This is a genomic window from Emticicia sp. TH156 (assembly GCF_002855535.1).
GTDB classification, from domain to species: Bacteria; Bacteroidota; Bacteroidia; order Cytophagales; family Spirosomataceae; genus Emticicia; species Emticicia fluvialis.
In genome coordinates, this window is record NZ_PKRS01000020.1 from 1 (window position 1) to 13,542 (window position 13,542).

Below are 13,542 nucleotides of genomic sequence, written 5' to 3' on the forward strand. Positions count from 1 at the left end.
TCAGCATCGTAACTACGACGACTCATCAGCTTTTTTGAATCTCCCATGTTTGCAAAATTTATGCAAATAAGTGTGCCGATTTAATGAACCATCTCAGGTAGCTGCTGGTTCCCCCTCCTTTGTATTGGGAAACAAGCATGCTTATATCCAGTCCGTCAACTACTTCGTTCACTAGGCGAACCGGGTGATTCTGTGGTATTCTGGAAAATATATCTTCCGGAAAAAGACTTAATTTATTGGCCGGTAACGATTTAAAATGTATCTTCATCTTCTCTTTGTGTTGCACCTCTAAGATAACACTTTTTAGAGGAACAAAGAAAAATCCCCGCGTCTTTTTTGACCGGGGATTCCTATTTTTAGACCTTTTTAGACAGCCTCTTATAATACTAAATACTCGTACTTGAATTGGTCAACTTAATCCAGGATGAGACAGCATATACAAAATGAGAAAAACTTTCTGATATTTCCGCCAACGGATCCACCTAACTAAACCCCATTAGTATTAGCTTCTTAATCGGTTAACATTCCATTGTAATAAATAGTACCATTTTTACATTCAAAGCTAAAAACCTCTACAGAATCTTTACTGTCATTTTTATAAAGTGTAATGCTTAAAGTATTTTTCTTTTTAACTATCCTATCACCTTTGTTAGTCTTACGATACAATTCATAGACACCGTCATCCATAAATTTTTTTTTCTCTTTTGCATTTTCAAATACCCACATCCTATTTGGACCATCTTGCCATAGGGAATCAATCTTAATGTTAAATTCCTGGGCTTTTAAAGTAGAATTGTATTCAGAGCAATTATTCCCAATTCTACAACTGGTTAATGCAATTAAGAAAACTACAGTTATCTTTTTCATATTATTTAGTTGGTCTCTTTCTATAATCAAAAGTTCTTGCACCAAAGCTGATTCTTCGCAAATTAAACGTACTTTCCTTTTCTTTATTTTGATATTCAAATTTGTTCGGGGAGAATTAGCTAGTTCTAAGTCTCTTAAGACAATGTCCCAAAAGCGTTTGAAAGATAAACTTTCAATAATTAGCACGTAAAAGCAAAACGCCCCGAAATTCAGGGCGTTCGCTTTTACTGCATATCGTTAAAATGCTTTAAGCACAAACGTAATTCTTTTGCTGATTTTAACAACTGCTTTTCTATTTCAGTTTTCGGGTTGAATTTCACAAAATACTCATTGTTTAACCCGATTTCATCTCTATCAATACTTGACTTTACTTGGGCATTAAGTCTATTTAAATGTAATGTTTTGCTCTTGTCATCATAATCTGGCAATTCTCCATTTTTTAGCGTGAAAATAATAACTTGCAAATAGTTTTCAATGTTTTCGTAAGATATGGATACAATACGATTACTATCTGAGTATTGTAAATCATAGAAAGCATTACCCCTTATTTTTATGTTTAAAATTCTAAAACCGAACTCAGTAATAAGGTAGTTGAAATACGCCTTTACATCTTCAATATATTTTTCTCCTTCTATCATGGCTTAATTATTGGTAATGAATTAGGATGTTGCTTTAAATAATTCTTCATCATATTTTGTTCCATTTGATAAAAAATACTTGGATTTACTCTATTCAAATCTCGTCCAATATCTAAAATTGGTCTACCACTTCTCATTTGTTCTAATATCCATTGTCGATTAAATGTCATCATTTGGCTTGTTACTTGGTCCGGAGTACCTGTGAATTTTGCATATCGTTCAAAATCTTTGCCTCTGGTATTTTTGATGCAGCAGCTTCAACCCTTGCCATACCTTCTCCTACAACAGTTACTTTCTTAGCGGCTTTAGTTGATTTAATAAATTTAGATTCATTCTTTAAAAGAGAAGCACCTCCTTTTAATAAACCGGCTCCTCCTTCAACAGTGCTCCCCATGTCAACTCCTAAATGCGCAGCTTTCTCCTCTGGGGTAAAATTATCTAATTTTCCTTGTTTTATAGTTGCATTTTGTTGAGAGACTGGTTTAAAATGAGTGCCAGCTTTGTAAGGTGTGCTTGGATTTCCACCACCATACCCCCCACAATTAGGTGGACAACCCTCTTGTCCATTAGTTTTATAAGCTCCACTAAAACCAACTGAACCCGTAGTATTCCTTGCACTCAAAGTACCATAGCCATCAGAATAAGTAAAATCCTCTGACTCCATTCCATCAGAATCAACAAATCTTAATGGATTATTATTACCATACGTGTAAGGTGAAAATCTCCCAGCAATACTCGCCAACGGATCCACCCCATCAAACCTCCCGATACTCGCATTATAAGTCCTTGCGCCAAAGCTAATTCTTCGCAAATTAAACGTACTTTCCTTTTATTTATTTTGATATTCAGAAAAGGGTGGAGCAGGGGGGGTAATCATCATTTCATTAATAAAAAGGCCACCCAATGAATAATTTATTGGATGGCCTTATACTAAATACTCGTACCTAAATTTGTCAACTTATTTCAGGACGAGACAATCGTATCAATCCTTAATTTCATGGAGTGTTTTGAAATAATTATATTCCTCATTCACTTCATTATTATAATAATCAACCAATCGTTGTTCAATTGATTGGGGTTCCCAGATATACCCCAACTCAAGCCCTCGACATGCTTCTTTGGTAGAATCGTGAATCCCGAAATTATCCATGATTCGATAGTAATTTTCATCTGCAACATCAGGAAGATAATATTTAGGAAAGTTTTTATAATTGTCTCCTAATACGGTTTTACCAATAATGTGCCATCTGCCTTTTGTAATGGCGTGACTAAATACAATAGCGTAAAATATAACCTTTTGCTCTATTAAAAAATTAATATCGACTTCTTCAGAATCGCTTTTGTAATCATAAAATTCTGCACTACCTCCATTAAGTATTCTACCAAAGGAATAGTTTTTTTCGTCTATTTTTATGCTAAAAATAGAGCCTGGTGTTTCTCTTTGTCTTTTCATTTTATTTTTCCAAATACAAATGCTGATGATTTTAAGTACATACTCCTGAAAGGATTGTAAGGACCTATAGGTAAAATCCTATTCGCAACCAATCCTTTACTATTAAAATAATCATATAAATTTTGCTCTCTACCTCTGATAGCACTATATGCTGATATAGTTATAGCTTCTGATATTCCTACTGGCAATGTACTAACGCTACCATATAAAAAGCGGTCAACTCGAGCAGGCCCAAAACCTAAATTATCCCAGTATTTGTGTCCATAATCTCTTTCCTTAACAACTTGCTGAGGTAACTTATTTCCATTGCCACTTGTTCTCCCTACATAAACTTGTCCAGTTCTGAAATTAGTTTTAGTATAAGTAACATACACCTTGTTATTAAGGTTTCTACGGTAATAATCAGCGGCAACTCCTACTAATATACCAACCCCTATTGCAACTCCAACTGGTAAAGGTCCATCAACAGCGCCAGCTCCGGCAGCAGCAGGCAGAGCTCTGGTTAAAGTACCGCTAAGCGTTGTTCCAGTAGATAAACCTCTGGATAAAGTACCACTAAGCGTTGTTCCACCGGTTACGCCAATAGGTAGCGCTATAGATTTGTTTTCTTTACTTTTGTCTTTATTTTTATCATCGTCTGTGGTATTATATGAGCCAATAAAACCAACTGAACCCGTAGTATTCCTTGCACTCAAAGTACCAAAGCCATCAGAATAAGTAAAATCTTCTGAAGCCATCCCATCAGGGTCAACAAATCTTAATGGATTATTATTAGCATATACAAAATGAGAAAAACTTTCTGATATTTCCGCCAACTCATCCACCCCATCAAACCTACCTATACTCGCATTATAAGTTCTAGCGCCAAAGCTAATTCTCCGCAAATTAAACGTACTTTCCTTTTCTTTATTTTGATATTCAGAAAAGGTTGGGGCAGGGGTGGTTTAATCATCATTTCATTAATAAAAAAACCACCCAATGAATAATTTATTGGATGGCCTGGGACTAAATGCTCTTATTTAAATTTGTTAAACATAAGATAATTTAAATAGAATTTGGACATAACAGATTTAAGTAACATCGGTTTTAACAATGTTGACCATAAGGAAGCCAGCTTTAATCCCTATACTAAAATGCCACACATTTATAACCGTATTTATTGGAGTAGGTATTTCCGAATCAATAATACTTAATAATTCACCTTTGTTTTTTTCTCCAAGGTATTTTATTTCACTAACATCCAGGTTTTTGCACCAGTCAATTAGTCCTTCTTTAAGATTGTTTGCATTAATTTGACTTATATATGTGCCACCTCTGAATTCCATTATAAATGTGTAGGTGTTCATTTTTTATTTTGAATTTATCTGAGCTTAAAAGTAATTTGAATATTTAAAATAATGTGTACTTTATTTTAAGTTAATTGCTTCCTTTTGCTTTCCTACTATGGTTTTCACCAATATTATCCATTTTTTGTTTCTCGTGTTTAAACTGTTTTTCTAATTTTTTCTCTAATTCTTTATCTTCGGGTGTTTTATTTGCCTTTGATTTTGCCGCATCGTATTCTTTTTTTACCTTCTCATATTTTTCTTTTGCAACTTCTCTTGCTTTTTGATTAGCATGAGCGCTATTTTTATTTCCTGAAGAAACATTACTTTTTTTGTTATCCCCTGTATTGTTTTTCCCTTGTGAATTTAAATTACCTAGCGCCTTAGAAATAGTATTAGCTCCATTCCCCGCAGTTGCAAGTGCCACCATCCCCAAAGGTATAGCCATTGGAGAAGCAATACCACCAGAAGCAATTTCTAAGCCGCCTGCACCAAGAGCCATTAATCCCCCTGCCACTACCTGAGCCCCACCACTTAGAAGTGATAAACCATCTCCAAACTTCCTGCCATTTTCATACGCACTACCTCTATATCCAACACCATCCAGTGAAGTTGGTACAGGTGAGTTATTATCAATAAATCTCAGAGTTGCACCAGCCACAAAATCTATGACCTTTTGGCAACAACTCTCACCCATTAATCCATCAGCATCAGAAAAACGGACAGGGTTATTGAAAGAATAATGGTACAAATTAAGCTGCTCTTGTTCCTCAATTACCGGGTCAACTCTATCAAAACGTCCAATCGTTGGATTATAACCTCTCGCTCCTAATCGAATCAAATTCAGATTAAATGTACTTTCTTTTTTCCCGATTTAAAAACTCAAATCAATTGCAAATACACCAATTTCAATAGAAGTTTTGGAGGTCTGGGTGCGTGCAGAGTTGTTTGTTTGAAAGACCTTATGGGTGCTGCTAAGATGGATAATATATTAAAAAAGGCCATCCAATAAATAACCTATTGGATGGCCTTAAGCTAAATTTCAAACTTAAATTTATCACATTATTATTAGATAACAAAGAAGCCTTGTTTCACATAGCTAAGATGTGCTTTATTATAAGCGAAGCATGGGAAAGAGGAGATTTTGTATTTTCAATATCAGAGTTTGTATTATAATCAAGTAAAACAATATTTCTGTTTTGAGAAATTTTTATAATTTCCTCAATTTCTTTTTGCATTTTTGACTTTAAGATATACTCATAGCTAGGTAAGTAAATTTGTTTCCTTGCATTTATATAATTTAAAATCTCTTTGCCATTCACCCCGTTACGATGGCCTAAAACACGACCAAGATATTTGCCACTTCGTTTTAAGTTTTTCATCGTAACATTTGAAAATTTTGAAACATCTATATCCTGATTTTCAAAGACTTTTAGACCTTGCCAAATTCCCTCAACTGAAAATGAAGTGATTTCTGAAAAAGGGATTGGGATACCACCATGTGGATAGAAAGGGCTAAATTTTACATAATCAGTTTTTGATTTTGATGTAACATCCAAAAGTAAAGCGTCTGGATATTTTTGCAAAATCGTTTTGATGGAAGCCCTTTTGTTATCTAAATAAATCATTTTAATAATTAAGGTACATCTAAGATTCTTTCCAATTCATTCAAGATTTCAGATTTTAGATTTACAAAGCGTTTATAATCATCAGATGCTAAGATATCTTTTAAATTTAAACTCTTCCATTCCATAAAAATTGGTATATACCAAAGATTACGAACATATTCCTTATCTATGGATTCTGTATCATCAAAATCTATTTCTTTCAAATTTAAAAGAAAACTGTTCCCTTTTTCAAAACTAAGAATCTGGTCTCTTAGAAGCCCGAGAAATCCATCCATTTCCCAAGCTGATGAAATTGCTTGCAAATTATTGTTCATTGTTTTACCGTTGGTTTAACTGCCCACTCTATAGCTTTCGCTGGTATATAATCTTTTATTAACACTTCTTTGTCCTTTTTGGCATAATTCGACATTCTTCCACCTTTATCAATCCCCCCAGATATATCTTTGACTTCTGTTTTAACTTTCTTAAGGTCTATTTTAACTACACCATTGCCTTCTTTATTGTACTTTTCTACTGCTGTAGCTTTATCTTTAGTAGTTGAAATCCATTGAGACTCTTTTTTTCCTGCAACATGACTAATTGGTTTAGTAGGTGTACCAGGACTTCTTGCACTTAATCCTTCAGTAATATCATCCGTTTTAGAGAGCGCTCTGTAAACGTATCTACCTGAGTCGTCAGCTTTATCTAAAATTTTACTTACAATTTTTGCTCCTCCTTTAAGCAATAATCCTCCACCAGCTCCAGTTATTGCCCCCGCTACGGCTGCCTTGCCAACAGCAGTGGCATCTATATTAGTAAATGACTCTTTTATACTTTTGCCTTCGAATAAATTGCCAACAACTTGTGAGCCATATTCAAAAGCTGCGCCGCCAGCAGCACCAGCAAGAGCTGTCAAACATAGGGGGCAATCTCCATTAGGGTCGCTCCTCAAAACCGGGTTATTCCATCCATACTGATATGTACTATACTCCTCCTGTTCAGCTACTACTGGGTCTGTTCTATCAAAACGTCCAATCGTCGGGTTATATCCTCTTGCTCCTAATCGAATCAAATTCAGATTAAATGTACCTTCTTATTCCCGATTTAAAAACTCAAATCTATTCTGATAAGAATTTATTTGATTTATTCCATTTAACACCACCCCCCAAGGGTCAAAGGCTGTTTCAGAGGTCTTGGTAAGGGCGGTACCGTTGGCTTTGTAGGCGACACGGGTGTTACCCAGGTGGTCAGTTATGAAATACTCATAAGACCAGGCGCCACTTTGGTAATTCGCCCTGCCTTCAGGGGTTGCCAGCTGATAAAAAGCGCCGTTCTTGAAAACCATCCCGTCCAGATACTCCCAGTATTCACCGGTAGAATAACTCGTTTTGTACAATCGCCCGGCACCATCATAGAAGTTCTTTATCCATCGGCCACCCGTCAGCTGAATTTCAATTGGCTGATTAACAAAAGTGCTGTAAATAATATCTGTGATGTCCTCATTCTTATCAGCTTTCAAAGCGCCGTTGGCATAATAGGTGTAGTCGTCTGTTCCTGAGTTGCGGTTCACAAAATCAACCTCATAATTACCTGTTACGGCATCTTCCACTCTCAGCAAACGGTTGCCAGCGTAAGTGTAAGTCAGGTTGTCCATCGGCCCATAGGTGGTGCTGCTTAGCTTGCCATTCCGCTGCATGCTGGTAATGTTACCGTTTCTGTCGTAATTAATGGCCGATACCCCATAGCTTTCAGAGCCGATACCAGTGTAAGTGGCCGATTTGAGGCGCGAGATGTTGTCATAGCTGAAGGTATAAGTGCGCAGCCCCGACGGAGCATTGTTGTTACTGGCCTGCCAGTATTGCTTGCCGATGTTGCCATCATAATACCCGGCTGTTTCGTAATCCAGCTTATAGCTAAACAAATCGCCCTGGCTGGCATTGGGGACAGGGTTACCCGAACCATCCAGATTAATGCCCCGTAGTTGCCCTCTTAAATGAACTAAACAATAAGAAAAGGCCAACCAATCTATAATCTATTGGATGGCCTTAGAGTTAATAATCGTACTCAAAGTTCAATGCATTATTTAACGAAAAAACGTATAGTTTAACCCTCAGCAAGACCGTTAAAAATAGGCTTTCTATTCAAATCCCAAAAATCACATTCCACCATTTCTAATTTGTCTTCAAAGGCATTCCAACCATTTGATTTTACAAAATGGTATTCTTCACTCATTATAGGCATCAACCAAACAAAAATAGTTGGGGGTGTGGAGCCATTAAAGGTATAAAAATCATCTTCCCAAAAGACGGGCATTGAAACATATAATGAATTCGCTCTTACATTTGAAATTAGAGGTTTTTCGCCAATAACTTCACCCCTCAGCAATGCGATTCCTTTTTCAATAATTGATTCTGAAAAAGTTAATAACATTGAAGCAATTTCAGATCTATCAAATGATTTATGAGCGGCAAAAAGGTACTCTTGCTTGAATTTATATTCAGGATTTCGATGTAAATCAAATTTACTAACTCCTAATGTTAAGTAAGTAGTTACATCCGGAAATGGGGTATTCTGAAATTCTAAAGCCTGTATACTTATTTTGTCATTCTTTAATAGAAAGCTAGTAGTAATTTCACCTAAATAGGTTTCAATATGTTCAATCATGTTCATGGATTTTGATTTCTTGGATTTTTTTCATCTTTGTTACCTCGACTTCTATTGCAACTTCTACATTCTAATTCAGTGCCTCTATTATACTCATCCAAAGCATCATTGCGAGTAGCGCCAGGTGGCATTTTTCTTTTTGACCAAGATGGATTATGAGAAACGTCCCAACCGTCTTTACCATCACGTCTCTCACCATTATTAGGATTACCCTCAACATCTTTATCGCAAGTGGGGCATTTTTTGGTGTTCGGCTTGGAACCATTTGATGCACGATTCCAATTATCTACCACTGTCTTTTTTCTAAAAGAACTTGGGCGTTTTGTAATGTCCTTTGCACCATCAACAGCACCTAGTAATTTTTTGCCACCTTTATAGACATCTTTTACATCCCCAATGCTCAAAGGTAATGCTTCTGATAATAGGCTTAATCCGGCGATAACTCGGTCTCCAGTACTAGCTTTATCATCTAATACGGTTTTGCCATTATCTACAATATCGCTAACTGCATCAGCCCAAGTCGCACCCTTTTTAAGGCTAACAACACCCTCTTTAGCTACTACTTTGCCAACTTTTACTACCGCTTTGGCTACTTTCGTCCAGATACTTCTACCATCAGGGTCAATGTTATCTAATGGGTTGTTGTATGTAAAGTGATACGGGGACCAAGCAAAATACTTCTCCGCCAACACATCCACCCCATCAAATTTCCCTATACTCGCATTATAAGTCCTTGCGCCAAAGCTGATTCTTCGCAAATTAAACGTACTTTCCTTTTCTTTATTTTGATATTCAGAAAAGGTTGGGGCAGGGGTGGTTTAATCATCATTTCATAAATAAAAAAAACACCCAATGAATAATTTATTGGATGGCCTTAAACTAAATATTCGTACTTAAATTAGTCAGTTTATTTCCGGATAAAAAATATCCCATAGGGTGTTTTTTTTATTGTTGCCCATAAATTCAAAAAGCATTTTTATAGTTAACTCTTCTTCAGGTATTCGTTGTTTTTTTAGCTTTAATAGATGTCGCCAAGTAAAAGTATTAAGTTCAGATTCCTCTAAAAAATATTTCTGAAAATCGAATTCTTCAAAACTGACATGAAATTCTTTTGATAAATCTTCGAACAAACAAATTACATCATCACCATCAATAGGACAAATTCTGGTTCCATCTCTAATTATTGTTTCATCATTAAATAAATCTTCGTAAGGAAATTTTTCCTTTAGAAAAAATTTAAGATTATTTAAGGTTAATTCCATGTTATTCATTTGTTTTATCATAGACGGCTTGCCCTGCTTCTTTTCCTCCGTAAAATCCTCCTATTCCAGCGCCAATAGTAATTACGCCGTGTGCAACCCAACCCCAAGGTCCGGCAAAATCAATACCTGACGCTGTAAGTGCTGTACCTGTTGCTGTCGCTGAGGCCCATGCACCTGCCCAACCACCTCCTTCTACAAATAAAGCTTCAGTTTTATTTTCGGCCGTAGCAATTTTGTAAATAGACATTCCTGCGTTAATACCAATTATCCCCCTGCCTAACAGAGGGGTTGTTCTTGCTATAACTCCTCCCAATTTTGTTGACCTTATTGGATAACTGTAACCCATAATTCCTATTCTTTTAGGCAATTTGGTTCTTAACCATTTAGGAGTATCTCCTAATTTGGGTCTAAGGTATTTTGAAGCAATAGATGTACCTGGTGTTGCACCACTAAATTTGCCCCTTGTGGAGATTTTATTATCCCCTAAGTAATTTAGAGCTTGGCCTGATCCATATATTAAACCACTATAGTCATAAGATGTTCGTCTACCATAAATCGTTGGCCCTTGTCCATTGCCATTTACTACTATCCCAGTCTGTTTATCATATGTAAAAAGCGACTCGCTCTTTCTAAATTCATCATATTTGGGGTCATTAGGACAGGTTGGGCAAACTGCAATTCTATTATCACCTTCAATACGACTTGGACTTAAACCCAATAAATCGACATAATTTAAAGGACTGCTATAGGTAAAGTGGTAAGGAGTCCAAGATTCTTGTTCGTCAGTAACAGGATCCACCCCATCAAACCGCCCTATACTCGCATTATAAGTCCTTGCGCCAAAGCTAATTCTTCGCAAATTAAACCTACTTTCCTTTTCTTTATTTTGATATTCAAATTTGGTTGGGGTAGGGTTGGCTTAGTGATCAATTCATTTAACTGATGATTAAAAAGGCCATCCAATGAATACTTCATTGGGTGGCCTTAATGTAAATATTTGTAACCAAAACAGTTGGTTTACTCAAGACTTATTAAATTGGATTTATCTCCTGACTTATTGCTCTAAAAATTGAAGATAGCCGATCCAAATCAGAACTTGATACTTCCCGGTTTTCATTTATCAACTGTAAAAGAAAATACCAGTCATCCCTCAGCGAACCAACATCTGGAGAACTTTCTTTACTAAAGTCAGTCCAAGTATCACTTCCAATTAGCCAGTAATTATCTTCTGAAATGTTTATTTTATCAGGAATAAAATCAATAATTTTATTCAAGAATAACACCAATTCATTTTTGCTAATATTAATCATAAATTTCTTGTTTTAATCTCGCTATTAATTTTTTTAAGTTCTCCTTCTTGTTTATTTATTTGCTTATTTAAGGCATCCACTCTGCCTTGTAAAAATTTCTTTACAGCTTCTGCTCCTCCTTTCTTGGCTTGTTTTAACTTTTCAGGGTTACTTTTTTCCATTGGGTTAGACTTGAAATCTGATAATTTTTCTTTATGCTCTTTAATTAATTTTTCGTAGGTTGATTTCGAGCTTTGCAATTGTTTATCACCCATTTTGGAGTAAGGGTTAGACTTCTCATTTCCTCCGCTATTTTTAGCACCCTCAGAATTTAAATTACCTAGCGCCTTAGAAATAGTATTAGCTCCATTCCCCGCAGTGGCAAATGCCACCATCCCCAAAGGTATAGCCATTGGAGAAGCAGTACCCCCTGAAGCAATTTCTAAGCCGCCTGCGCCAAGAGCCATTAATCCCCCTGTCACTACCTGAGCCCCACCACTTAGAAGTGATAAACCATCTCCAAACTTCCTGCCATTTTCATACGCACTACCTCTATATCCACCACCATCCAGTGAAGTTGGTACAGGTGAGTTATTATCAATAAATCTCAGAGTTGCACCAGCCACAAAATCAATGACCTTTTGGCAACAACTTTCACCCATTAATCCATCAGCATCAGAAAAACGGACAGGATTATTGAAAGAATAATGATACAAACTAAGCTGCTCTTGTCCTTCAATTACCGGGTCAACTCTGTCAAAACGTCCAATCGTCGGGTTATATCCTCTTGCTCCTAATCGAATCAAATTCAGATTAAATGTACCTTCTTTTTCCCGATTTAAAAACTCAAATTAATTGCAAATGCGCCTATTTTAATTAAATTTTAGAAGTCTGGGTGCGTGCAGAGTTGTTTGTTTGAAAGACCTTATGGGTGCTGCTAAGATGGGTAATATATTAAAAAAGACCATCCAATAAATAATCTATTGGATGGCCTTAAGCTAAATACGCATACTTGAAGTAGTCAACTTATTTCAGGGTAAGACACTTTTTAAATCATATTCAACATAAATCTCACTTCCAAAGTTTTTTAGTATCCCATAAGAATTGAATACTACTCCCTTTTCAGAAAAAGTGCTTTGGGTTATTGGCGGATTTTTGAAAATGGTGTGATTATTAATTATGGAAGTAAACATATCTGCCTTATCATCAACTTGACAAATATATTTATCTTTTATTTTAAATGAACCTGGATTTTCTACAAATCCAATCATCTTAAATTTTGGCACAATTACGAGAAATTTAAATAATTCATCTTCTCCAAAACGATTTAACTTATTATTAATAAGAGAATCGTCAAAACATATTATTACTTCTTCAACGTATTCAGTTTTATTATTTATTAAAGTCTTAGTTACTCTTTTGTATAATTTAGCGGGGATAACCTTACCATTATTGCTATAAATCCGGTAATTTAATAATTCTGGTAATTTATTATAGCAATGTGTCAGATACAGGTATGATAATATAATCAATACTATTATACCGATTATTATGAATTTTGTCTTCATTTTATTTAAAAGTATTTTTTAATGTACCGGGTTATTTTTGTAATACTCTGAAAATGAAAAGCTACTCTTACCCACATATCTCCTATAAACATAACCATTATTACGAGGAAAATCCGCAAAATGATGAGGACTATATCCAAAATCATTTTTATGAACCTCATAAGTCCCTGCTCCAATAGCCTCTCTTTCTGAAATCATTATTGCAACATGTCCTGTTGCATTACGGAAATCCCCTTTAAGTGCAACAATGTCTCCTGCTTGCGGAGAATTTACTATTTCCCAACCATCTATTTTATAGTTAGGGTTTGCCCATTGGCCAGCGGTGATTGGAGAACCAAACCCTAAAATTCTCTTTAACCAATTTCCATTAGGTTTGGGCATATCAACACCTGCTTTTTCTAATACATCACATACAAATTTGTTACATTTAGTTGTATTAATTCCGAAATCATCAATACTTGTCTTAGCAGCATACTTTGTTGATTTATCAAATGAATTTGCAGTATTGACAATTTGCTCTTGCGTCTGTTTTATGCCCTGTGGCTTAGGTTTGTCATCATCGTCCCCAACATCAACTTTACCATTAACAGTAATACTCCCTGTACTATTCCTAACACTCATATTACTATAGCCATCAGAATAAGTAAAATCTTCTGAAGCCATCCCATCAGGGTCAATAAACCTTAGAGGGTTATTAAACGAATAAGTATAAGGGCTGTACCTTCTCATCTTATCCGCCAACGGATTCACCCCATCAAACCGCCCTATACTCGCATTATAAGTCCTTGCACCAAAGCTAATTCTTCGCAAATTAAACGTACTTTCCTTTACTTTAATTTGATATTCGAATAAAGGTAAGTTAGGAGCGG

18 protein-coding genes and 2 pseudogenes are annotated in these 13,542 nt (G+C 35.7%); all 20 read right to left on the reverse strand.

Annotated elements, in window-relative coordinates:
* Positions 1 to 58: 58 nt before the first annotated feature.
* Positions 59 to 268, reverse strand: coding sequence for a transposase (locus C0V77_RS22380; RefSeq protein WP_143706163.1), 210 nt, complete (start codon positions 266 to 268; stop codon positions 59 to 61).
* Between the two features lie 242 nt (positions 269 to 510).
* Positions 511 to 1,053 (reverse strand): hypothetical protein, encoded by a 543-nt coding sequence (locus C0V77_RS22385; RefSeq protein ID WP_101728628.1) that lies wholly within the window; start codon positions 1,051 to 1,053, stop codon positions 511 to 513.
* Positions 1,054 to 1,091: 38 nt separating this feature from the next.
* Entirely contained in the window at positions 1,092 to 1,505 is a 414-nt protein-coding gene (locus C0V77_RS22390) for a hypothetical protein (RefSeq protein WP_101728629.1), read from the reverse strand.
* A 181-nt stretch (positions 1,506 to 1,686) separates the two neighbouring features.
* Positions 1,687 to 2,316: an RHS repeat-associated core domain-containing protein gene (locus tag C0V77_RS22395; RefSeq protein WP_101728630.1), complete on the reverse strand. Its 630-nt coding sequence runs from the start codon at positions 2,314 to 2,316 to the stop codon at positions 1,687 to 1,689.
* 171 nt (positions 2,317 to 2,487) lie between these two features.
* Complete coding sequence (locus C0V77_RS22400; protein WP_101728631.1) at positions 2,488 to 2,958, reverse strand: Imm26 family immunity protein; 471 nt, start codon at positions 2,956 to 2,958, stop codon at positions 2,488 to 2,490.
* Positions 2,955 to 3,869: pseudogene (locus C0V77_RS22405) on the reverse strand (RHS repeat-associated core domain-containing protein); the annotation flags it as partial. The pseudogene C0V77_RS22405 and the gene C0V77_RS22400, both read right to left, overlap by 4 nt.
* A gap of 159 nt (positions 3,870 to 4,028) precedes the next feature.
* On the reverse strand, positions 4,029 to 4,304 hold the full coding sequence (locus C0V77_RS22410) for a hypothetical protein (RefSeq protein ID WP_101728633.1): 276 nt from the start codon (positions 4,302 to 4,304) through the stop codon (positions 4,029 to 4,031).
* A 70-nt stretch (positions 4,305 to 4,374) separates the two neighbouring features.
* Positions 4,375 to 5,124, reverse strand: a complete 750-nt coding sequence (locus C0V77_RS22415) for an RHS repeat domain-containing protein (RefSeq protein ID WP_158237994.1) — start codon at positions 5,122 to 5,124, stop codon at positions 4,375 to 4,377.
* A 250-nt stretch (positions 5,125 to 5,374) separates the two neighbouring features.
* Entirely contained in the window at positions 5,375 to 5,911 is a 537-nt protein-coding gene (locus tag C0V77_RS22420; RefSeq protein WP_101728635.1) for a DUF6939 family protein, read from the reverse strand.
* 8 nt (positions 5,912 to 5,919) lie between these two features.
* Entirely contained in the window at positions 5,920 to 6,225 is a 306-nt protein-coding gene (locus tag C0V77_RS22425) for a hypothetical protein (RefSeq protein ID WP_143706165.1), read from the reverse strand.
* Positions 6,222 to 6,962, reverse strand: a complete 741-nt coding sequence (locus tag C0V77_RS22430) for an RHS repeat-associated core domain-containing protein (protein WP_158237995.1) — start codon at positions 6,960 to 6,962, stop codon at positions 6,222 to 6,224. The genes C0V77_RS22425 and C0V77_RS22430 overlap by 4 nt, the downstream gene beginning before the upstream one ends.
* A gap of 21 nt (positions 6,963 to 6,983) precedes the next feature.
* Positions 6,984 to 7,910, reverse strand: a complete 927-nt coding sequence (locus C0V77_RS22435; protein WP_101728638.1) for a hypothetical protein — start codon at positions 7,908 to 7,910, stop codon at positions 6,984 to 6,986.
* Between the two features lie 83 nt (positions 7,911 to 7,993).
* A complete protein-coding gene (locus C0V77_RS22440; protein ID WP_158237996.1) occupies positions 7,994 to 8,554 on the reverse strand; it encodes a suppressor of fused domain protein in 561 nt (186 codons plus the stop codon).
* A 2-nt stretch (positions 8,555 to 8,556) separates the two neighbouring features.
* Entirely contained in the window at positions 8,557 to 9,312 is a 756-nt protein-coding gene (locus C0V77_RS22445; RefSeq protein WP_101728640.1) for a GH-E family nuclease, read from the reverse strand.
* Positions 9,313 to 9,456: 144 nt separating this feature from the next.
* A complete protein-coding gene (locus C0V77_RS22450) occupies positions 9,457 to 9,816 on the reverse strand; it encodes a DUF1493 family protein (RefSeq protein WP_158237997.1) in 360 nt (119 codons plus the stop codon).
* Between the two features lies 1 nt (position 9,817).
* Positions 9,818 to 10,711, reverse strand: a pseudogene (locus tag C0V77_RS22455) (hypothetical protein); the annotation flags it as partial.
* Positions 10,712 to 10,847: 136 nt separating this feature from the next.
* Positions 10,848 to 11,126 carry a hypothetical protein gene (locus C0V77_RS22460; protein ID WP_101728643.1) on the reverse strand — a complete coding sequence of 93 codons (279 nt, stop codon included), beginning with the start codon at positions 11,124 to 11,126 and terminating at the stop codon, positions 10,848 to 10,850.
* Positions 11,123 to 11,911: an RHS repeat domain-containing protein gene (locus C0V77_RS22465; protein WP_158237998.1), complete on the reverse strand. Its 789-nt coding sequence runs from the start codon at positions 11,909 to 11,911 to the stop codon at positions 11,123 to 11,125. The genes C0V77_RS22460 and C0V77_RS22465 overlap by 4 nt, the downstream gene beginning before the upstream one ends.
* A 225-nt stretch (positions 11,912 to 12,136) precedes the next feature.
* On the reverse strand, positions 12,137 to 12,673 hold the full coding sequence (locus C0V77_RS22470) for a hypothetical protein (RefSeq protein ID WP_101728645.1): 537 nt from the start codon (positions 12,671 to 12,673) through the stop codon (positions 12,137 to 12,139).
* An 18-nt stretch (positions 12,674 to 12,691) separates the two neighbouring features.
* Positions 12,692 to 13,542 (reverse strand): RHS repeat-associated core domain-containing protein (locus C0V77_RS22475; protein ID WP_304529210.1); only part of this gene is annotated, 851 nt, incomplete at its 5' end.

Coding starts and splice junctions, on each gene's coding strand:
- C0V77_RS22410 (WP_101728633.1), bottom strand. CDS start 4,304: ATGAACACCTACACATTTATAATGGAATTCAGAGGTGGCACATATATA.
- C0V77_RS22400 (WP_101728631.1), bottom strand. CDS start 2,958: ATGAAAAGACAAAGAGAAACACCAGGCTCTATTTTTAGCATAAAAATA.
- C0V77_RS22450 (WP_158237997.1), bottom strand. CDS start 9,816: ATGGAATTAACCTTAAATAATCTTAAATTTTTTCTAAAGGAAAAATTT.
- C0V77_RS22460 (WP_101728643.1), bottom strand. CDS start 11,126: ATGATTAATATTAGCAAAAATGAATTGGTGTTATTCTTGAATAAAATT.
- C0V77_RS22425 (WP_143706165.1), bottom strand. CDS start 6,225: ATGAACAATAATTTGCAAGCAATTTCATCAGCTTGGGAAATGGATGGA.
- C0V77_RS22420 (WP_101728635.1), bottom strand. CDS start 5,911: ATGATTTATTTAGATAACAAAAGGGCTTCCATCAAAACGATTTTGCAA.
- C0V77_RS22380 (WP_143706163.1), bottom strand. CDS start 268: ATGAAGATACATTTTAAATCGTTACCGGCCAATAAATTAAGTCTTTTT.
- C0V77_RS22470 (WP_101728645.1), bottom strand. CDS start 12,673: ATGAAGACAAAATTCATAATAATCGGTATAATAGTATTGATTATATTA.
- C0V77_RS22440 (WP_158237996.1), bottom strand. CDS start 8,554: ATGATTGAACATATTGAAACCTATTTAGGTGAAATTACTACTAGCTTT.
- C0V77_RS22390 (WP_101728629.1), bottom strand. CDS start 1,505: ATGATAGAAGGAGAAAAATATATTGAAGATGTAAAGGCGTATTTCAAC.